Raw genomic sequence first — 20,200 nt, forward strand, 5'->3', positions numbered from 1 at the left:
ACCATTCCGAATAGCTATAGGACTTTGATTTGTTTGGCAATCTCATCCATGGTCAAATGCCTTGTATGAAGTTTCTGTGCGTTAGGTCAGATGTTTGCCGCAAGCTTCTTTCAGATTCCACCTCGCAATGGACACCCTTGCTATTGGCTATACGATTCCCGCTATTGGGGCTCGTTAGGGACTTGCACCCATTAGAATAAGCTCATGCCGAGCATACCAAAAAAAAGGAATGACCGAAATTCAGCCATTCCCTATATTCAAAAATTCCACAATATTTTCTGATTATTCCTCAATAATCCTCATTACAGTGCCACGCTATCTGAGGCATTATAATTCCACACTTTCCACGCGGAATTTGAGCAAGCCAGCAGGTACCTTTACCACTACTTCTTCGCCTGCCTTCTTACCCAAGAGAGCCTTGCCGATAGGAGACTTGATAGAGATTTTGCCATTATGAAGGTCCGCCTCATGAGGATTGACAATGCTATAGGTCATACTGCACTTGGTGGAAAGATTGGTAATTCTTACCTTGCTCAACAGTCCTACAGTATCGCTCTTAAGACGGGACTTGTCAATGACACGGGCATTCTCCAAGACCTTCTGCTTGAAGCTGATCCGACTCAACAGTTTACCCTGTTCACGCTTGGCAGCATGATATTCAAAGTTTTCACTGAGGTCACCCTTGTCACGAGCCTCAGCGATAGCATCACGCACGGCTGGCAACTCCACATTCACCATGTGCTGAAGCTCGGCTACGAGTTCGTCATAGCCTTCTTGAGACATATATTCCATAATCTTCTAAACTTATATTTTTTCTATCGTTCTTATTGACTGATTATAATTCTGGGGTGCAAAGGTACGGGGAATAAATGGAAACACAAAGAAAAATTCCACAAATATTCGCATAAAAGACTTAAAAATAGGTAACTTTATTTGGTCAGCTTTGTTTTTATCCCTATTTTTGCACCCCATAAACAGTTTATCATCGTGCCATCATCTATCGCTGATACATGGCAAATAAAACAAGCAGACAATCATGAATATCAAAGAGAATTATCAGAAATACGCAAATCAATATGCTTCGGAGTTGACTGCCCTGAAGCGCAAGAATACGGGATTTATCACAGGCGAACTGTTGGCTTTCGGAGGCATCCTAAGTTTCCTGATCTGCTATTTTGCATGCGATGGCGACACCCGTCATTTTCTGGTGGGAGCCGTTCTGTGCCTGGCAGTCTATTTCATTATCCGCCGCATCGACGACCGCCACAAGGAGAAGATAGAACAACTGGCTGCCCTGCTCAAGGTCTATCAGAATGAAATCAAGGCCTGGGAGGGTGACTTCTCTCCTTTTGAAACAGGCGGACAGTATCTGAACCCGCAGCATTCCTATGCCTTCGACCTCGATGTCTTCGGCAAGGATTCCCTCTTCAACCGCATCTGCCGCACCATCACATCGGGCGGTTCTGACAGATTAGCTGCCAACCTCACCCGTGAAACCCCTCTCTCTCTGGAGGAAATTCGTAAAAGAGCGGAACTGCAGAAGGAAATCGCAACCCCCGACTGGCGCATGGACTTTCTGGCACTTGGCGAAAGAAACTGCAAGAAGATAGATTCAGCAGCCGTGGCTGAGGCGATGCAGAAAGTTTCCCAGATGGAAGTACCGGGATGGTTTGGTTCCCCGATTTCACTCGTCCTCGGTTGGCTGGCAATCATCGGCATCATCGGTTCTGTCGTCCTTTCTATCTGCTCCGTCATCTCCATCAACATCCCCCTGTGGTGGGTCATGCTGCAGTACATGGTGGTATTCTTCGTTTGCAAGCAAACCCTCGACAAGATAGACAGTAATGGCGGTAAGCTCCGTCATCAGCTCATCGCCTACTCACAGATTCTCCGTCTCATCGCCCAGCGCGATTTCCAGAGCCAGTTGGGCAGGGAGATGCAGGAATCGCTCGCCGATGCATTGCCATCATTCGCCCAACTGGAAAAGATACTGAAGGGTTACGACCGACGGGGCAACTTCCTCGGTCTGTTCTTCACCGATGCCTTCATGCTCAGCGACTTCTTCCTGGTGCGCAGTTTTCTGAAATGGAAGAATACCTATATGGTGAAGATGGAGGAATGGATGAACGTGATCAGCGAGATGGATGCAATGGTTTCAATGGCCGACTTCCGATACAATCATCCCGAAGCCAACGAACCGGAACTGCAAGATTTGCCAGAAATCATCTTCGAGGGAAAGAACCTTTATCATCCTTTCCTCGGTGCCAAGGCGGTGAAGAACGATTTCACGGTCAAGGACGGCAACTACTATATCATCACGGGAGCCAACATGGCGGGCAAGAGTACCTTCCTCCGTTCATTGGGCGTGAATTATATCTTAGCGATGGCAGGAATGCCTGTCTTTGCCGACCATCTGAAGATTTCCCGCTTCAGAATGTTCTCCAGCATGAGAACTACAGACGACCTGACGCATGGCATCTCTTACTTCAATGCAGAACTGATCCGACTGGAAGAACTGTTGAAATTCTGCAAGGGAAGTGCAAGCGGTGAGAGAAGCGAGAGACTGAAAACCCTCATTATTCTTGATGAAATTCTGAAGGGCACCAATTCGCTGGACAAGTTGAACGGTTCCAGAAAATTCCTCGAAGCCATCGCCAAGTTGCCTGTTAGCGGCATCATTGCCACCCACGACCTGGAACTCTCCAAGATGGAGAATGACCCGTCGGGCAAGTTCCACAACTTCTGTTTCGAGATAGACTTAGGCACGGATGTCACCTATACTTATAAGATACAGCGAGGCGTGGCAAGAAACCAGAATGCCACCTTCCTGCTAAATAAGATTCTGGAGAAAAACTTCGGGGAATAAGCAGAAAGGTTCCCTGCCCATCTCACAGAATAAATACGGCGCAGGGCTTGAAATCATTATTTTTAGGTATTGCACGAATCGGGGGTTATCAGTACCTTTGCATCCCAAAAAATACAAAAGATAATGAACAATAGAATGAACAAGCACTTTACATGGAAGAAATACCACCGCTGGTTCGGACTCGTACTGTCCGTATTCATGCTGGTATTCTGCGTTTCAGGCATTATCCTGAACCACCGCCAACTATTTGCAGACTGTGCCGTGAGCAGGAGTTTACTGCCTCCTGCCTATCATATCCGCAACTTCAACAATGGTATCATCAAAGGCTCTACCCCATCGCCTCTGGGCATCCTGGCGTATGGCTATGCAGGCGTATGGCTTACAGACAGCAATATGCAAAACTGGGAGGATTTCAACAGAGGACTTCCGAAACAAATAGATGAGAGAAACATCCGCCATCTGGTCTGTACCAAAGATGGAAGAATCTGGTGCGCTGCCCTTCGGGACGTTTATTATTTCGAAGCTGACAAGGCGAAGAGGAATGATGTTCATGGGAAGAATACCCTTGGAGGAAGATGGATCAAGTTCCCTCTCCCTAATCATCATGAAAGGATGGCAGACATCACACTTACTCCAGACAGCATGAATGTTATAGCCCTGACTCGCTCTGCCATTTACGAAATTACAACCCATAAAAAATCGGACAATTTCGCAAAAATACAATCCGCACATTCTGAAAATAGTTTTTACACAAAAAGAAGTATTATTGCCCAACCAGATGGTTTTATTCCAACGGAATCATTATTCAAGACTGTCTGGGCTTTGCACAGCGGAGCCTCCTTCGGACTTACGGGCAGACTGGTGGTAGATGCCATCGCCGTCGTACTCATCATCCTATCGCTAACGGGTATCGTCCTCTTTATTTTACCCTATCGCATCCGCAGACAAAAACGTTTGTTAGTAAACGGACTGAAGGATAAGAAACTGAAGGAAAGCGAACTGAATCCTACAGAAATCAAGGAAAGGATGAAGGTTCTCGGCAAGCGGATGGTGTGGAATGCGAAATGGCACAACAAGATAGGTTATACCACCATCATTCTCACCCTCTGGCTGGCGATTACCGGTATGTGCCTGCGCCCACCATTGATGATTCCACTGGCTCTCAACAAGACTGAGCAGAAGATAAAAGACGGCAATGTATGGCACGACAAACTCCGTGCCATCCGATGGAATGCGGCTGAGAACAACTGGCTTGTATCTACCTCTGAGGGTTTTCTCTATGTAGATAAATCCTTCAGTCAGAAGCCACGACTGCTCGACAAAAACCAGACTCCAAAGGTGAGTCCGATGGGAGTAAACGTATTTGAAAGTGACGGCAAGGGCGGTTGGCTGATAGGTTCATTCAGCGGTTTGTTCCGCTGGTATCCGGAGCAGGAACTTATCCTGGACTACTCCACTGGGAAGCCTCATCATGACAATTCGATGATTCCGATTTCCAGTACACTGACCAGCGGTTTCTCCAAGGATTTCTTCGGTGGCAGAGCGGTAGTTTTCGATTATAGCAAGGGCGCAGACATTCCTGTTTCCACGCCTGAATTACTATCCCGCACTCCCCTTTCTCTCTGGAATGTAGCCCTCGAACTGCATGTGGGCAGATGCTATTCTCCCCTCTTGGGTCCGCTTTCCGACCTCTTCGTCTTTATCTCCGGACTGCTGATTTCCTTAGTATTAATCTCCGGATATATTATTTTACATCGAAGAAAGAAGAAGAAATCAAAAAACAAGGAATAATTTTACACAAGAACAAACATAAAAAGAGGGTGTGTCGTAAATCCATGACACACCCTCTTTTTATGTTTATTCATACTTTTTGTGGAAGACCAGCAGGCAGACGGCTCCCATCAAAGCCATAGGTACACCGATAAGAGCAGGGAAATGATAACCCAATCCCATTGCCACAGGTATTCCTCCGAAGAAAGCACCAAGCGCATTTCCCAAATTGAATGCCGCCTGAATGCAGCAGCCTCCGAGCATCTCGCCACCCTCGCTATGCTTGACTATCAGGAACTGTTCTGGCGAACCGATTCCGAAAAGACAGGCACAGCAGATGAACATCATGGCAGCCGAAACCCATCCTATGTGGGAAAGGAAGAAAGTGGCAAGCAGGGCTACAGCTGCCAAGAACTGGAGATAACAGGTAAAACGTCCTGGCTTAAACCTATCGGCAAGCAAGGCACTCACCTGATTGCCTACCACCATACCCAATCCTGCAAGAATCATCAGTACAGAAATGCTGGCAGCACTGAACCCGCCGTTCCACTGCAATAAAGGCGAGATATAACTGAACCAGCAGAGTATGCCGCCATTGCCTAAGAAAGTGGCTGCGATGATGAGCCAGGGAGCCAGATGGCGCATGAACTTGAACTGTGCTTTCATTCCCTTATTGGGCAATGCCTCTACATTAGGTACCCAGCGATAGATCATATACAAAGTGAGCAGTCCCAATATCACGGACATCAGGAAAGGAACTCGCCAGGACATCGTATGACTGAGAAATGTACCGAGCGGAACACCCATCAGGTTGGCGAAAGGCATTCCGGCGCACATCATTGCCACCGCCTTGGTTTCCTTGCCTTCCTTGGCCATTTTCACTGCCACGATCGTTGCCGTTCCGAAGTAAGCACCATGTGGCAAGCCCTGGATAAAGCGGGCGCAAAGCAACAGCCAGTAGTTAGGGGCAACAGTGGCAATAATGGCTCCTATCACCACCAACGACGTAAGAAAAAGCAGGATATTCTTAGGGCGATACTTGTGCATCAGTATCAGGGAGAAGGCTCCTGCACAAACGCCCAGGGCATAAATGGAGATGAGATGACCCACTTGCGGGATGCTCACATTCATGTTGTGTGCCACATCTGTGAGAATTCCCTCGATAATAAATTCCGCCATTCCGAGGGTGAAAGTACCCAAGGCGAGAGCAAACAATCCTTTTTTCATTATTCTCTGTGTATTATCCTTTTATATCAAATCAATCTTATTTTTTCGGGGTGCAAAATTACAAAAAGAAAATGAAAAGCAGGGAGGAACGGATTGTTTTTTTATCTAAAAAAGTTTCGCAAGTGAAAATCCACAAGCGTGATTTAACGTAATTTTGGAATAAAATATGATTGTCCCGGAGGCTTTTTGGTTATCGTTACTGTCATGGCATATATCTATTAATCAAAACAAAAACTCCCTGATAATATGAACTGTAATTTTTAGTTGCACAAAACAGCCTTTTTCCGAAAAGAATCAGATAATCCACTAAAATTTTACATATAATCCACCATACTTAGCCTCTTTTGGCGTAATTTTGCCATCACCAAACGTATTTTCTGAAAAAGGAAAGCATTGAAAAGTCGATGCTTGATTACGGATTAGCAAGAGAATAAACAATTACAATTTCATATAAACCGAAAGTAACCAATGAAAAAGAATGTTTTAATGACGGCTGTTATACTGCTTGGCATCATGTCAGGTTGTACCGACAGCTTGGAGCAGCAACTAGCTCCTGCGGCAGAGGTAGAAACAGAGTTGGCAACAAGAGCTTCTTCAGGTCGCCTTAGTACTTACACTCCTCCATCGTATATTGATGATTATGCATCAATGGCAGGTTGGGACCAGCGTGGCAGTTGGAATTTAGCCAACGTGCATGACCCTACAGTCATGAAGGCTGATGACGGCTACTATTACATGTATCAGACTGATGCCTCTTATGGTAACAGTTTGGATGGACATGGCCATTTCTTCTGCCGTAAGAGCAAGGACTTGATCAACTGGACTTGGGTAGGCCCCACCATGAGAAGACAGCCTTCTTGGGTGGCAACCAAGGTGAATGAATATAGAGCAAAGGAGGGCCTTCCTGCTATCAAGCATTTTCGTTATGGATTTTGGGCGCCATGTGCTCGCAAGGTGAGAAATGGCTTGTACCGAATGTACTATTGCATCGTGGTTGATAATTACATCGGCAATGGCTTATATGCCGATGCAGCCAATTTTGACAACACCTGGACAGAAAGAGCTTTCATCGGCATGATGGAAACTTCCGATCCAGCAAGCAACCATTGGACAGACAAGGGCATGGTGGCTTGCTCTTCCACTGACCGTGGGTTCAACTGGGGAAGAAACGGTCAAGGTGACTGGAATGCATATTTCAAGTATAATGCCATCGATCCGTCATATATCATCTGCCCTGATGGCAAGCATTACCTCATCTACGGTTCATGGCATTCTGGTATTGTTGCCATGCGCCTGAACCCGAATACAGGTATGCCTTATGAGAATATCGGTGACCCATGGGGAGACATCAGCAAGTATGGCAAACGTATCTATACTCGCAATATCAATAGTCGCTGGCAGGCATCTGAAGCTCCGGAGATCATATATCACAATGGCTACTATTATCTTTTTCTGGCCTACGATGAACTTTCTGTGGCTTACAACACTCGTGTGCTGAGAGCCAAGAACATAGAAGGTCCCTACTATGGCAAGGATGGCAGAGACTGTACCAACAAGGGTGGAGAGGCATATCCAATTCTGACACATCCGTACAAGTTCAACAATAGTCCAGGTTGGGTAGGAATCTCTCATTGTGCTGTCTTTGATGATGGAGAAGGTAACTGGTATTTTTCATCACAAGGTCGTTTGCCGGCAGGAGTAAATGGCAATCCATATTCAAACGCCCTTATGATGGGACAAGTACGTTCCATTCGATGGACACAGGATGGCTGGCCAGTCATTATGCCTGAGAGATATGGTGATGTGCCACAGCTTACCATTCTCGAAAGTGAATTGAAGGGAACCTGGGAGAATATCACCCTGGAGTATAATTTTGGTCAGCAGTGCAGTTCTGAAAGCATGACATTGGGTAGTGGTCATAAGATTACTGCAGGTTTCCATGCTGGTGGCAAGTGGTCCTACGACAAGGCAAATGCCATTCTCTACATAGATGGCATACCTATGTATTTGCAGAGAGAATGTGATTGGGAATCCAATCCTAGAAAATATACTATTGTATATTCCGGACTCAGCAACTACAACAGTATAAGGAACCGCAAGTCATATTGGGGCAAGAAGAATTAAGACATCAAAGGAATTAAGGTAAAAAGTAGATGACAAAAAGAAAGTTGCTGACTTAACTATCAAGTCAGCAACTTTCAGCTTTTGCAAGGGTTAGCACTTCGCACCCAGTTTTTGTAATTGCATGATGATGGAAGTTTGCCTTCTGATCAATGACGCAAATTGTTGATGGAAGGAGAAACAGATATCCATTTTTTTCGCAATGCCGATGGGTGACAGGGGTGACAGACCCCTCCACAAAAAAACAGAAAACTCGTGTCACAGGTGTCACCCAACAAACTGGCTCCAATAAAAGGCTCGGCAGAAAACGGTGACAGGTGACACTTTTATATACTCTTTTTTTTATGACTTACCGCGCGAAAATAGATAAAAGATTGATAATCAGAGGGAGACATCCAAATTGGAGGGTAGTGTCTCCAATGCATAAAAAAAAGATGAAAAATAGGTGTCACCGTCACCTTTTGAAAATTTTGTAAAACTTTACGCTTCTCAGAAATAACCTATTTGCAGGAGCGAAATGACTTGTTTGCAGGTTCTAAATGACTTGTTTGCGAGTCCTAAATGACTTGTTTGCGAGTCTTAAATGACTTGATTGCAGGTGCTAAATGACTTGTTTGCAGGTGCTAAATGACTTGTTTACGAGTCCTAAATGACTTGTTTACTGGTGCCAAATGACTTGTTTCCAAACACACTTCTTTGGGAGAAAAGCATCAAAAGGGATAGAAAAGCATAGAAAAGCATCAAAAAGGATAGAAAAGCATCAAAAGGGATAAGTAACTCGGAGAATATGTGTAACTTTGCACCATCAATCGAAGGATTGGAAATATTAACTTTCAAAACGAACTCAGAATGAAGAAAACGAAAAAGAACATTTTATCGGCTGAAATATGTCTTCTACTCCTCCTGTTATCCTGCCTCTCACTGAAGGCTCAAAATCCGGGGGAAACCGTTTCTGCGGCAACCATCAGGAAACTGGGCGAGGCGCATTTCTTCTCCGTTTCTCCTATACCTGACAAAATATTCCAGTTGATGCAGGGAAAGACATACAAGAAGAATTGTAGCGTGGCAAGAAGTGAACTGCGATATTTGAGATGCCTCCATGTGGATAAGGACGGCAGAAACATCGTGGGAGAGATGGTGGTAAACAGAACGATAGCAGCCGACGTGCTTGATATCCTCCGCAAACTCTATGATGCCAAATATCCGATAGAACGGATGCGGCTCATCGACTATTGGGATGCTGATGACGAGCGGGCGATGCGGGACAACAATTCCTCCAGTTTCAATTTCCGATTCATCTCACATACCCACACCGTTTCAAAGCACGGCAGGGGACTTGCCATCGACATCAACACGCTCTACAATCCTTACCACAAACGACTCAAAAACGGCAAGGAAGTGGTAGAACCTGCTACAGCCCGTTCCTATCTCGACCGCAGCAAGAAACATGTGTACATGATTCGGAAAGGCGACCTCTGCTACCGCCTCTTCAAGCAAAAAGGATTCAGATGGGGTGGCGACTGGAAATACAGCAAGGATTACCAGCACTTTGAGAAATAAATAAATGGGGAAAGAGGAAGCGGAAGAAAGAAGCCTCAACAAATGAAAAAGCAGAAGGGGGAAATAGGAAAAAGACTATGTATCAGTTGGTGCAAGTCTCAACTTCAACATAGTCTTTCTTTCAAATCTATTATCCTATCATTGATAATCCAATACTTTCTTACAAGTAAGCAGGGACCTGCTTAGGTGTACCATATTGAATTATATTCTCTGCGCTCATCGTCCTCATTATAGACGTTCTCAAACTCAAGGTTGTTGGCCTCGAATGCTTCCAATGTTCGTTTCATAATCGGCCCTCCCATTTCTTTAAGTTAATAATCTGTTCTACGTTTGCAAATTTACGAAAAAAACAAGCAAGTTATGTCAAGGATTCCGAATACTTTTGTAACTTTGCAGAAAAAAACAAAAATCAGCTACATGATACGACTCAATTCACTACATATCAGCCGATTGAAGTGGCGCCACTGGGTATTGCTGGTGTTGCTCTGCCTCATCACCCTTACGAAGTTGATTCCTTTATGGGGATTCATCTACACCACCCGTATCTATCCGATAATCGGCACTCTTCTCTCTCCCATCTCCGGACTTTTCCCCTTTGCCGTTGGCGATATTTTCATCGCTCTCAGCATAGTCTGGGTCATTTTCTATCCCATCTACGAAATAAAATGGAGGAAACAACTGGCCAAGCGGTTCTTTTTTCTTGCTGCAAAGAGAGGCAGCTATCCCAAGAAGAAGGTAGTTTTCGGAAGAGTAGCCGAATATCTGCTGTGGGTATATGCCTGGTTTTATATAGCCTGGGGACTGAACTACTCGCAGCCGAATATCTACTGCAGAACGGGCATGAAGCCTGTGGAAGTATCTGAAGCCAAATTTCGGGAGTTCGCCTACAGATATGCGGATAGCATCAACAGTTTAAGTGAAGAATTCAATGGTATGGTGGATGATGGATTGAAGAATCGGGTGCGGGATGCAGTTCTGAAAGGTTACAACGAAATCGGGGCCAAGGAAGGAATCAATGCTCCCTTCAACCAGCATCCTCATGCCAAGACCATGCTCTTCACTCCACTGAGTTCGATGTCGGGCGTAACGGGCAGCATGGGGCCATTCTTCTGCGAGTTCACCCTCAATGGCGACATCCGTCCGCACGACTATCCTGCCATCTATGCCCACGAGTTTGCCCACTTACTCGGTATTGCCAATGAAGGCGAGGCAAACTTCTACAGTTACATCGTATGCACAGCCTCATCCGACAAAGCAGTGAAGTTCAGCGGATATTATCACATCTTCTTCCACGTTCTGCGCAATGTCTTCGATATTTTAGGCGAGAAAGAAGGAGAGAAATTCCTGAAATACATCCGACCAGAAATCATCCAGTTGGCAAAAAGTGACCGCAACTACTGGCTCAGCAAGCGATGCAAGGTGCTCGATGCAGCCCAGGACTTCATCTTCGATCTTTACCTGCGGGGCAATCATGTGGCAGAAGGAAGAAAGAGTTACTCGGGAGTCGTAGGACTGATACTGGCATGGGAAAGCCGTCATGCGAAACGACCATTCGACGAATGATGCCATTGTCATTTATACTCATATTCGTTTATTTTCTTGAACGTTACGATTATTTGACCTTCAGAAAAGGGAAAAGTAAAAAAGAGGAATTATTTTTTTTGATATCAGCTTAATTTTCTCCCTACTTTTTTCTTTTAATACTATGTAAAAACGAAAAAAGGAGCAAAAACTCCTATTTCTCAAAGAAAAAGTATATATTTGCAAATGAAATATCGAAACGATATGGGGAAAGAAAAGGATTTTTCAAGGAAGTCTAATCTCTCACAACTGTCTGATGACGAGATTCTTCAAGGCTTCAAGGATGCTAATGCAAGAATAGTAAGGGAGTATTACTACGGATACTGCCGGGTGGCTTATTGCATCTACGACAAGCGATACGACCTGCAATCGAAACCAGGCAAGGACGTAGCCATGCAGTTGGGCATGACCGCCTCCGCCGTCACCCAGCGATGCCAGAAGATGATGCATGATGTGGTGATTCCTTATTTCAAGAAATACTTCGATGCTTCGAAATACAGAAGCTATCTGTCGATTGCAGAGGAAGACACATCCGTTTCAAGTGCTCCTAAGATGTCAATGCCGAGCATGATGGCTTCGAGAATGTGCTGCGAGGAATCGGCTGATAATGGCAATAACATATTTAATAATAAGAAGAATATGGAAGATATGAAGAAGGGAAGAATCACTCCTCGCTGGATTGATTCTTTGAAGGGAAACGAGATTTTTGTGTTTGGCAGCAATCTGGCTGGCATGCATGGTGGTGGTGCGGCACGTATAGCCCGCCTGCATTTCGGTGCCGTCATGGGCAAGGGTGTAGGCTTGCAAGGTCAGAGTTACGCCATCCCTACGATGCAGGGCGGCGTGGAAACCATCCGTCCATACGTGAATGATTTCCTGGATTTTGCCAAGCATCATCCAGAAATGCAGTTCCTGGTAACACCTATCGGTTGCGGCATCGCCGGCTTCGAAGCCGAAGACATCGCCCCATTGTTCGAGAGCGCAAAGGAGATGAAGAACATCAGTCTGCCGGAGAGTTTCTGGGAAGTGATAGAGTGAAAAATGGAGTAAGAATCATTAAGACATAAGATAATGTTAGGAGCAATGATTGGTGATATTGCTGGCTCAAAATATGAGTTCAACAATACGTTTGATTATGATTTCGAGATATTCGGTGGGGGATGCGACTTCACCGATGACACCATTTGCACGGTGGCGATTGCCGATGCGATACTGAACGGGCGAAACTATCAGGAAAGTCTGTTGGATTGGTGCCGCCGCTATCCTTCACCTAAGGGAGCGTATGGCGGAAGATTCGCAGCATGGATTTGCTCTCTTAATCCGCAGCCATATAATAGCTTTGGCAACGGTTCTGCAATGCGAGTATCGCCAGTAGCTTGGCTCTTCGATGACCTGTCGCAGGTTTTGGAAGAGGCTGAAAAGACGGCACTTCCTACTCATAACCATCCCGAAGGAATCAAGGGAGCCCAAGCCGTGGCTCATGCCATCTGGCATTTCCGCAAGAGCAGATTCTCAGAAGAATCTAAGGATTCTGAGAATGAGGAAACGAAGGGATTGAAAAATGAGAATGCTAAGGCTTCTAAGGATGAAAATGAAACAATACAGGGGTTCATGTCCATCGCCCGCAGCTATTACGAGGATTTCGACACACGAGATTATCCAAAGGGCAAGTTCGATGAGACCTGTATGGATGCCGTACCCTTATCCTTCTATCTCCTCTCGCAAGCCTCATCTTTCGAGGATGCCATTCGCCTCGCTATATCTCATGGCGGTGATAGCGATACCATCGGAGCCATCGTCGGCTCCATCGCCGAAGCCCGCTTCGGTATTCCGCAAGAAATGAAAGAGAAAGCTTTGAACTATCTGCCTAAGGACATGACAAGAATATATCAACAATTTAAAGCCAACAATGAAATAAAGAAAATAGATAAAAAATACAAGAAATAGTTGTTTGTAAGCGAATCTTTCTTACCGACTTTCATCGCCAAAATACATTAAATGCTCTTAAGGAGGTTAAGGAAATGCTAAACCATTCATATACCAGAGAACAAAAATTGGAGCAGATTGAAAAGATTCATGCTCAGAGCCAACGCAATAAATAAAGCCCTCAACATTATTAATAAAGACATAGGTATAAGTGCTCAATGTACTTGTACCTATGCTTTCATTTTCTAAAATCTCTTAGTAAGAAATTCAGCTAATCACTCATATTAGCAAATGGCCGTTTTCCCTCATGGCTCAATTTAAACGCTTGAATCATTCGCCACTCAACCATCCTTGAATTTTCCAAAGTCTCTGCCCAGCAAATCACAAAATCATCAACATCTGTCATTTGCCAAATCGCCCTTCCTCCTCCATGCGAAGCTCGCTTTCCTTGACCGAACCTCATGTATGAACGCAAACGACTTCTCATATTCGTTGATTTTCCTATATACAAAATACAGGTTCCGTTAACATATTGTTCTTGTAAATAAGATAGTGAATAACAAGGAGAATCATTTGGAACTTTCACATAACCTCCTAAACTAGAAATACTAAATATCGGTTGTTGGTTATTCCTCCTCAACACTAGGTACACACCATTAGAAGAAGGGACTTCTGAACAACTCTCTTTTAATTCACGAATGGTTTTAAACCCTTTGAATTGCAACGTACAATCCAATTCTTTTGATATTTCAGCAACCATATCTACATTATTTTTATTATAGTGATAACTTTTGCTTGCACTATTTTCTTTTACTGTGTTATTGTTCAAAAAGACATCATCTATAAAAGCACCAAAAGCACCCAAGAGCATTATAATATGTACACCAAGTAAAAGCAACAATTCAGCCTTTGTTATATCATCATATCTTATACCATAATATATTACTGATAAAGGCAATATTACAGAATAAGTCCATAATATTTTATTATACCATTTTCTAGAAAATGCATATTTTCCACCTTCATTTGGATGGAAAATCAAATATAATCCCACAAAAGGGAATAGCATTAATCTTAATAGGCAACCACCCATTACAACAGTTTGAATAAACTTGTTTGAAATATTCCAAGAGTATCCATTAATATTTCCCTTTGAATCTTGGTAAACCTTCATATCTCTACCTCCATTTTTCTGCAAAAATACAAAAGGTTTTAGAATAATCCTATTTTTTCTGCTTATTTTTCTCATTTTGTATAGAAGAAAAGAGAAATAATTTGTTTTTTCGAAAAATAGTCTTAACTTTGCCCCACATTAATAAAGAAAATTATGCAAATGCAAGAATATCAATTGGATTTCGTAACCTATTGCGTTGGCAACTTAGCCGACCGATTGAACATGAGTGCCAGTAAGGTATATAAGATGTTACGGTCAACAGATATCTTAAATGGCTATATGATACCCTGCTATGATGTACTCCATACTTTCGGCAAGGAGTACATCATAGACGATTTGATTAACTTGTTAAAGAAACGAGGAGCATTGAAATGACAGTTTATCATGCATCAAAATTCATCATAGAATCGGCCATTATCCTTTATTCCTCCTCAAAGTAACTACCCACTTCCATCTTGCAATCCATCGCACGGCACTTGACATAGCGCTCTCTCGCCCTATTCTCTCTTGCAAACATCTTCTTGGTGCCTGCCTCATCTTCCGAGAACTGGAGATGATTGTCAATACCCATATCCATAGCGATATTCTCCACATCAAGGTCATCGGTACCGATGAAAGTAAAAGTCCAGTTCTGCTTCTTCAATTTCTCGATAAGATTCTTGATCATCTTCAGACTGTACTCCTCTAAAAGAAAAAGGAAGAGGAAAAATTAAGCATGCTATTTTATTTTTTCCAGAAATCTTTTGCCTAAGAGAAATAAAACATGTAATTTTGCACTGCAATAAGTAATCGGACACCGGCAGAAAAGGCTCTGCTAACTTGTCCATGCAGCAATCACAAAAATATAGAAATGAAAGAATTATTACTGGTCAGTATCGGCAGCTTCTTCGGAGGCGGCATGAGATTTTGGATTTCCAAGATGGTGCAATCATATACATTCATCGCATTCCCCTTCGGAACGATGACGGTAAATGTATTGGGATGCCTCATCATCGGTTTTTTATCAGGATTGAACTGGAATGGAGGAGGTCTTTTATCCCCATCCGTCAAAATGCTCCTCACTACAGGCTTTTGCGGAGGTTTTACCACCTTCTCTACCTTCATGAACGAAGGTTACGGACTGATGAAGGATGGAAGTTATACCTATATGATGCTCTATCTCTTCGGAAGTCTGGCTTTGGGACTTTTAGCTGTCCTCGCAGGACATTATTTGGCTAAATGCATCGCATGAAAAGAGGAAAATCCACACATGAGGAAAGAGTGCATCTGCATCATAGAAAAGAAAAAAATATATCATTTTTATTATTTTATCCATAAAATGGGGTAAGTTACGAAAAAAAATCGTATTTTTGCACCTATGAATTCATTAGATACAAACAATATAAAATGGAGCGAGAATGTTATCATCGCTGACGCTGACTACATTGACAGAGTGGCTTTCGACCTGACTGTCAATTTCGAGCGTATGATCAACCGTCGCATCCAACCGGCCGACATGGCTCAATGGGCAGTCTGTATTGCCCTTGACGGCGGTCTCAGAGAGGGTGAGCACGAAACCCAAGTAGTGCTTATCCACGACAAGCAGTCTATGGCAATGAAAAACTTCCGCCCTTCCAATTATGAGAAAGATCTGAACGCACAGGCTTTCAAGGACAACAAGTTGGGCGAGTTTATCATATCTTCTTATCCTACAGAGGAAAAGATGGTGGGCAAGGATGATTTCCTCGTGGATGTTGCCCGCACGGTTTGCAATGCCAAGGAGGTAAAGCGCGTCATGATCATTCCCAACTCGGAAGATGGAGATGCCTACGACCGCCTGCGAGAGATATTGAGAAAGGTAGAGGATGACGACAAGCGCATCACGCTCTTCGCCATGCAACCAATGCCTGGCGGCAATTTCCGACAGGAGATTCTCGGATATTCACTGATGAGTGCCTTGGGCATCTCTGCCAATGAAATAAAATAAACAACAGACGATAAACATTAAAATATATAAAATATAAATGAGTAGAGTACTTATGATTGGCGCAGGTGGCGTTGCTACCGTGGCTGCCTTCAAAATCGTCCAGAACCAGGACGTTTTCACCGAGTTTATGATTGCTAGCCGTCGCAAGGAAAAATGCGATAAGTTGGTAAAGGATATCCACGCCAAGGGTTACAAGATGGATATTCAGACGGCTGAGGTGGATGCCGACGACGTTGAGCAGTTGAAGGCTCTCTTCAATAGCTACAAGCCTGAGCTTGTCATCAACCTCGCTTTGCCTTATCAGGATCTTACAATCATGGATGCTTGTTTGGCTTGCGGTTGCAACTACATGGACACAGCCAATTACGAACCTAAGGACGAGGCTCACTTCGAGTACTCATGGCAGTGGGCATACAAGGACAAGTTTGAGAAGGCTGGTCTTTGCGCTATCCTCGGTTGCGGTTTCGACCCAGGCGTTTCCGGTATCTTCACCGCATACGCTGCCAAACATCACTTCGATGAGATTGAGGTGCTCGACATCGTGGACTGCAACGCTGGTAACCACCACAAGGCTTTCGCTACCAACTTCAACCCTGAAATCAACATCCGCGAGATTACCCAGAAGGGACTCTGGTATAAGAATGGTGAATGGATTGAAACAGACCCTCTGTCTATCCACAAACCTCTCACCTACCCTAACATCGGTCCTCGCGAGAGTTATCTGATGCACCACGAGGAGTTGGAGAGTCTGGTAAAGAACTACCCTACCATCAAGGAGGCACGCTTCTGGATGACTTTCGGTCAGCAGTATCTCACCTATCTCGACTGCATTCAGAACCTCGGCATGAGCCGTATCGACGAGATTGAATACGAGGCTCCATTGGCTGATGGCTCTGGCAAGACTGCCAAGGTGAAGATCGTTCCATTGCAGTTCCTGAAAGCCGTATTGCCTAACCCACAGGATCTCGGTGAGAACTATGACGGCGAGACCTCTATCGGTTGCCGTATCCGTGGCAAGAAGGATGGTAAGGAGCGCACATACTATGTTTACAACAACTGCAAGCACCAGGAGGCATACAACGAGACTGGCATGCAGGGCGTAAGCTATACTACTGGTGTACCAGCTATGATTGGTGCCATGATGTTCCTCAAGGGCATATGGAAGAAGCCAGGTGTATGGAACGTAGAGGAATTCGACCCAGATCCATTCATGGAGCAACTCAACAAGCAAGGTTTGCCTTGGCACGAGGTATTTGATGGTGATTTGGAAATCGACTAATTGCAACCTCAAACAAATATAAAATATAACAGTTTAAAACTATTATTACAATGGCGAAAAAGGAAGAAATAAAGGAGGGTACTTTAAATCCTAATGAAGGTAAACTGAAGGCCCTTCAAGCTGCCATGGCGAAGATCGAAAAGGACTTCGGCAAAGGCTCTATCATGAAATTGGGTGATGAACAAATCGAGAATATAGAGGTGATTCCTACCGGCAGTATCGCACTCGACAATGCGCTTGGCGTAGGTGGTTATCCTAAGGGACGAATCATAGAAATCTATGGTCCGGAATCTTCTGGTAAGACTACTCTGGCCATTCATGCCATCGCAGAGGCACAGAAAGCTGGCGGTATCGCTGCTTTCATCGATGCTGAGCACGCATTCGACCGTTTCTACGCAGCCAAATTGGGTGTAGATGTGGACAATCTGTGGATTTCACAGCCAGACAATGGTGAGCAGGCTTTACAGATTGCAGACCAGCTGATCAGTTCTTCTGCCATCGACATTCTGGTGATTGACTCTGTAGCAGCGCTGACTCCAAAGAAGGAAATCGAGGGTGACATGGGTGACAACGTGGTAGGTCTTCAGGCTCGTCTGATGAGCCAGGCTCTCCGCAAGCTCACCTCTACCATCAGCAAGACAAACACCACTTGTATCTTCATCAACCAGTTGCGTGATAAGATTGGTATCATGTTTGGCAACCCGGAGACGACTACCGGTGGTAATGCCTTGAAATTCTATGCTTCTGTACGTCTGGATATCCGCAAGGCTTCTGCCATCAAGGATGGTGAAAATGTTCTTGGCAATCTGGTACGTGTGAAGGTGGTGAAGAACAAGGTTGCTCCTCCTTTCCGCAAGGCTGAGTTTGAGATTACCTTTGGTGAGGGTATCAGCAAGATTGGCGAGATTATTGATTTGGGCGTAGAGCACAACATCATCCAGAAGAGTGGTAGTTGGTTCAGCTATGATGGTTCTAAATTGGGTCAGGGTCGCGATGCAGCCAAGGCTTTATTGAAGGATAATCCTGAATTAGCTGAAGAAATCGAGGCAAAGGTTCGTGAAGCCCTTGCTGCCAAGAACGAGAAATAAAGTTTTCTAAAAGAGGGTGTGTCATTAGTCCATGGCACATCCTCTTTTTCGTTTCTTCATAGTTTTTCTTCATGTACTTATGGCAAAAGCTATAATAATCGAGTAGGAGGAAAACGAAGTAGTTTTTCTCCTACTTTTCGTTTTCCGACCTCTCACACCACCGTACGTGCGGTTCCGCATACGGCGGTTCCTATTTTTGGGTGCCATTCGATGTATGAACCCATCAGTGTAGCATAGCCTGCCATGCTCAACTTTTCGTTGGTTATCGCATGACATAGTATATAACTGCCAGCTATGCGCCAATAACCCAAACGACTATTGCCCCACATGTAAGCTTGGTATTTGTCTATACCGCACTTTACCAAGTTGGCAACTCTCGTTTTCACCCTCTTCCACGACTTCCATATACACATACGTAGCCGTCGCCTTAGCCACTCATCCATGTCTATGAGAAAACGTTTCATGTTGGCAAGGTGATAGTAACCTACCCAACCCTTTATGTACTCTTCAAGTTTTTGCTTCCTCTTGGCATATCCCCAACCATTGCTTCGGGAAGTCAACTCCTTGAGTTTGGCTTTCATCTTGGCTTTGGCTTTTGGATGCACAGTGAGTTGGCATTTGCCTTTCATTACATAAAAGGAGTAGCCAAGGTATTTCACACCTTGCACATAGGACACAAATGTCTTATCCCTGTTCACCTTTAGATGAAGTTTTCCTTCGATGAATCGGGTTATGGATTCCTTCACGCGCTTGGCTGCACGCTTGGACTTACAAAATATCATCGAGTCATCGGCGTAGCGAACAAAAGGGAGACCTCGACGTGTGAGTTCCTTGTCCAACTCGTTGAGCATGATATTACTCAAAAGCGGACTTAACGGTCCTCCTTGTGGAGTGCCTTCCTCACTTGTCTCGAACATTCCTTTGTTCATCACACCACTGCGGAGATATTTGTGGATAAGGCTTATTACCCTGCCATCCTTTATCGTGCGGCTGAGGATTTCTATGAGTTTGCTGTGGCTCACCGTGTCGAAGAAACGCTCCAAGTCGAGGTCAACCACATAGATGTAGCCTTCATCGACCATTTTCTGCGCACTTCTCAGGGCATCATGGCAACCTCTTCTCGGACGAAAGCCGTAGCTTCTTGGAGAGAATTGGCGCTCATAGATGGGGGTTAGGGTCTGATTGATGGCTTGTTGAACCAGACGGTCTATGACCGTGGGGATGCCCAACAGGCGCATCTTGCCATTGTCTTTGGGTATCTCTACCCTTTTAACTGGGTTCGGACGGTATGAACCGTCAAGCAAGGAACGGATTAGGACATCCTTATTAGCCAAGAGCCAAGGGAGCATTTGCTCACATGACATCTTGTCGATACCGCTACAGCCCTTGTTACGCTGCACTGCCTTGTAGGCTTTGAGCAAGTTATCGGGACTGATGATGCGCTCCAATAGGTGTTCCTTATCGAATGGTACTTCCACGATGTTGTCTTCACATATCCACATGAAGGTCTGCGCTCCCACATATCCTTCGGATTCCGTCCTATCTTTCTGTGGGCAGCCCTTGACTTCTGCCAATGTTTTCTGCATTCTTTCCTTCATAAGGTACGTTTCAATTACTATCGTTTAATTTATAGGTTCTGCCC

Annotated in this window: 17 protein-coding genes; 12 read left to right on the forward strand and 5 right to left on the reverse strand. The window is 44.6% G+C overall.

Features of this window, described 5'->3' with window-relative positions:
- Positions 1-327 precede the first annotated feature (327 nt).
- Entirely contained in the window at positions 328-792 is a 465-nt protein-coding gene (greA, locus tag KUA50_RS09470; protein WP_022110133.1) for a transcription elongation factor GreA, read from the reverse strand.
- Positions 793-1,036: 244 nt separating this feature from the next.
- Here greA and KUA50_RS09475 point away from each other — a divergent pair, with 244 nt between their 5' ends.
- Both KUA50_RS09475 and KUA50_RS09480 read left to right on the forward strand, forming a co-directional pair.
- Positions 1,037-2,866, forward strand: coding sequence for a MutS-related protein (locus tag KUA50_RS09475; RefSeq protein WP_218458147.1), 1,830 nt, complete (start codon positions 1,037-1,039; stop codon positions 2,864-2,866).
- A gap of 123 nt (positions 2,867-2,989) precedes the next feature.
- Entirely contained in the window at positions 2,990-4,657 is a 1,668-nt protein-coding gene (locus tag KUA50_RS09480) for a PepSY-associated TM helix domain-containing protein (protein ID WP_218458148.1), read from the forward strand.
- Positions 4,658-4,723: 66 nt separating this feature from the next.
- Here the strand turns inward: KUA50_RS09480 and KUA50_RS09485 are convergent, their stop codons facing one another.
- Positions 4,724-5,863, reverse strand: coding sequence for an MFS transporter (locus KUA50_RS09485; RefSeq protein ID WP_218458149.1), 1,140 nt, complete (start codon positions 5,861-5,863; stop codon positions 4,724-4,726).
- A 468-nt stretch (positions 5,864-6,331) separates the two neighbouring features.
- Between KUA50_RS09485 and KUA50_RS09490 the strand changes: the two genes are divergently transcribed.
- From KUA50_RS09490 to KUA50_RS09510, 5 genes are all read left to right on the forward strand, one after another.
- Positions 6,332-7,987: an arabinan endo-1,5-alpha-L-arabinosidase gene (locus KUA50_RS09490; RefSeq protein WP_218458150.1), complete on the forward strand. Its 1,656-nt coding sequence runs from the start codon at positions 6,332-6,334 to the stop codon at positions 7,985-7,987.
- 846 nt (positions 7,988-8,833) lie between these two features.
- Entirely contained in the window at positions 8,834-9,544 is a 711-nt protein-coding gene (locus KUA50_RS09495; RefSeq protein WP_218458151.1) for a M15 family metallopeptidase, read from the forward strand.
- A gap of 417 nt (positions 9,545-9,961) precedes the next feature.
- The gene (locus tag KUA50_RS09500) at positions 9,962-11,107 is read left to right on the forward strand and encodes a DUF3810 domain-containing protein (protein WP_218458152.1); all 1,146 of its coding nucleotides are present in this window, start codon (positions 9,962-9,964) and stop codon (positions 11,105-11,107) included.
- Between the two features lie 657 nt (positions 11,108-11,764).
- On the forward strand, positions 11,765-12,163 hold the full coding sequence (locus tag KUA50_RS09505) for a hypothetical protein (RefSeq protein WP_218458156.1): 399 nt from the start codon (positions 11,765-11,767) through the stop codon (positions 12,161-12,163).
- Between the two features lie 33 nt (positions 12,164-12,196).
- Positions 12,197-13,072, forward strand: coding sequence for an ADP-ribosylglycohydrolase family protein (locus KUA50_RS09510; RefSeq protein WP_218458153.1), 876 nt, complete (start codon positions 12,197-12,199; stop codon positions 13,070-13,072).
- A 250-nt stretch (positions 13,073-13,322) separates the two neighbouring features.
- On the opposite strand, the gene KUA50_RS09515 is transcribed toward KUA50_RS09510, so the two are convergent.
- Positions 13,323-14,300: a hypothetical protein gene (locus KUA50_RS09515; RefSeq protein WP_218458154.1), complete on the reverse strand. Its 978-nt coding sequence runs from the start codon at positions 14,298-14,300 to the stop codon at positions 13,323-13,325.
- Positions 14,301-14,378: 78 nt separating this feature from the next.
- Here KUA50_RS09515 and KUA50_RS09520 point away from each other — a divergent pair, with 78 nt between their 5' ends.
- Entirely contained in the window at positions 14,379-14,600 is a 222-nt protein-coding gene (locus KUA50_RS09520) for a DUF3791 domain-containing protein (RefSeq protein WP_318346020.1), read from the forward strand.
- 46 nt (positions 14,601-14,646) lie between these two features.
- Here the strand turns inward: KUA50_RS09520 and KUA50_RS09525 are convergent, their stop codons facing one another.
- Positions 14,647-14,892 carry a hypothetical protein gene (locus tag KUA50_RS09525; protein ID WP_256624381.1) on the reverse strand — a complete coding sequence of 82 codons (246 nt, stop codon included), beginning with the start codon at positions 14,890-14,892 and terminating at the stop codon, positions 14,647-14,649.
- A 183-nt stretch (positions 14,893-15,075) separates the two neighbouring features.
- Here KUA50_RS09525 and crcB point away from each other — a divergent pair, with 183 nt between their 5' ends.
- From crcB to recA, 4 genes are all read left to right on the forward strand, one after another.
- Positions 15,076-15,456 (forward strand): fluoride efflux transporter CrcB, encoded by a 381-nt coding sequence (gene crcB / locus KUA50_RS09530; protein ID WP_134843630.1) that lies wholly within the window; start codon positions 15,076-15,078, stop codon positions 15,454-15,456.
- Positions 15,457-15,582: 126 nt separating this feature from the next.
- Positions 15,583-16,191, forward strand: coding sequence for a DUF6621 family protein (locus KUA50_RS09535; RefSeq protein WP_134843629.1), 609 nt, complete (start codon positions 15,583-15,585; stop codon positions 16,189-16,191).
- 37 nt (positions 16,192-16,228) lie between these two features.
- Positions 16,229-17,470: a saccharopine dehydrogenase family protein gene (locus tag KUA50_RS09540; protein WP_118117196.1), complete on the forward strand. Its 1,242-nt coding sequence runs from the start codon at positions 16,229-16,231 to the stop codon at positions 17,468-17,470.
- A gap of 50 nt (positions 17,471-17,520) precedes the next feature.
- Complete coding sequence (gene recA / locus KUA50_RS09545) at positions 17,521-18,558, forward strand: recombinase RecA (protein WP_118117195.1); 1,038 nt, start codon at positions 17,521-17,523, stop codon at positions 18,556-18,558.
- Positions 18,559-18,710: 152 nt separating this feature from the next.
- Here the strand turns inward: recA and ltrA are convergent, their stop codons facing one another.
- The gene (ltrA, locus tag KUA50_RS09550; RefSeq protein WP_218458242.1) at positions 18,711-20,156 is read right to left on the reverse strand and encodes a group II intron reverse transcriptase/maturase; all 1,446 of its coding nucleotides are present in this window, start codon (positions 20,154-20,156) and stop codon (positions 18,711-18,713) included.
- Between the last annotated feature and the right edge of the window lie 44 nt (positions 20,157-20,200).

The organism is Segatella hominis, assembly GCF_019249725.2.
Taxonomy (GTDB): domain Bacteria; phylum Bacteroidota; class Bacteroidia; order Bacteroidales; family Bacteroidaceae; genus Prevotella.

Coding starts and splice junctions, on each gene's coding strand:
- KUA50_RS09495 (WP_218458151.1), top strand. CDS start 8,834: ATGAAGAAAACGAAAAAGAACATTTTATCGGCTGAAATATGTCTTCTA.
- KUA50_RS09480 (WP_218458148.1), top strand. CDS start 2,990: ATGAACAATAGAATGAACAAGCACTTTACATGGAAGAAATACCACCGC.
- KUA50_RS09535 (WP_134843629.1), top strand. CDS start 15,583: ATGAATTCATTAGATACAAACAATATAAAATGGAGCGAGAATGTTATC.
- crcB (WP_134843630.1), top strand. CDS start 15,076: ATGAAAGAATTATTACTGGTCAGTATCGGCAGCTTCTTCGGAGGCGGC.
- KUA50_RS09515 (WP_218458154.1), bottom strand. CDS start 14,300: ATGAGAAAAATAAGCAGAAAAAATAGGATTATTCTAAAACCTTTTGTA.
- KUA50_RS09540 (WP_118117196.1), top strand. CDS start 16,229: ATGAGTAGAGTACTTATGATTGGCGCAGGTGGCGTTGCTACCGTGGCT.
- ltrA (WP_218458242.1), bottom strand. CDS start 20,156: ATGAAGGAAAGAATGCAGAAAACATTGGCAGAAGTCAAGGGCTGCCCA.
- KUA50_RS09490 (WP_218458150.1), top strand. CDS start 6,332: ATGAAAAAGAATGTTTTAATGACGGCTGTTATACTGCTTGGCATCATG.
- KUA50_RS09525 (WP_256624381.1), bottom strand. CDS start 14,892: ATGATCAAGAATCTTATCGAGAAATTGAAGAAGCAGAACTGGACTTTT.
- KUA50_RS09505 (WP_218458156.1), top strand. CDS start 11,765: ATGGAAGATATGAAGAAGGGAAGAATCACTCCTCGCTGGATTGATTCT.
- KUA50_RS09510 (WP_218458153.1), top strand. CDS start 12,197: ATGTTAGGAGCAATGATTGGTGATATTGCTGGCTCAAAATATGAGTTC.
- KUA50_RS09520 (WP_318346020.1), top strand. CDS start 14,379: ATGCAAATGCAAGAATATCAATTGGATTTCGTAACCTATTGCGTTGGC.
- recA (WP_118117195.1), top strand. CDS start 17,521: ATGGCGAAAAAGGAAGAAATAAAGGAGGGTACTTTAAATCCTAATGAA.
- KUA50_RS09475 (WP_218458147.1), top strand. CDS start 1,037: ATGAATATCAAAGAGAATTATCAGAAATACGCAAATCAATATGCTTCG.
- greA (WP_022110133.1), bottom strand. CDS start 792: ATGGAATATATGTCTCAAGAAGGCTATGACGAACTCGTAGCCGAGCTT.
- KUA50_RS09500 (WP_218458152.1), top strand. CDS start 9,962: ATGATACGACTCAATTCACTACATATCAGCCGATTGAAGTGGCGCCAC.
- KUA50_RS09485 (WP_218458149.1), bottom strand. CDS start 5,863: ATGAAAAAAGGATTGTTTGCTCTCGCCTTGGGTACTTTCACCCTCGGA.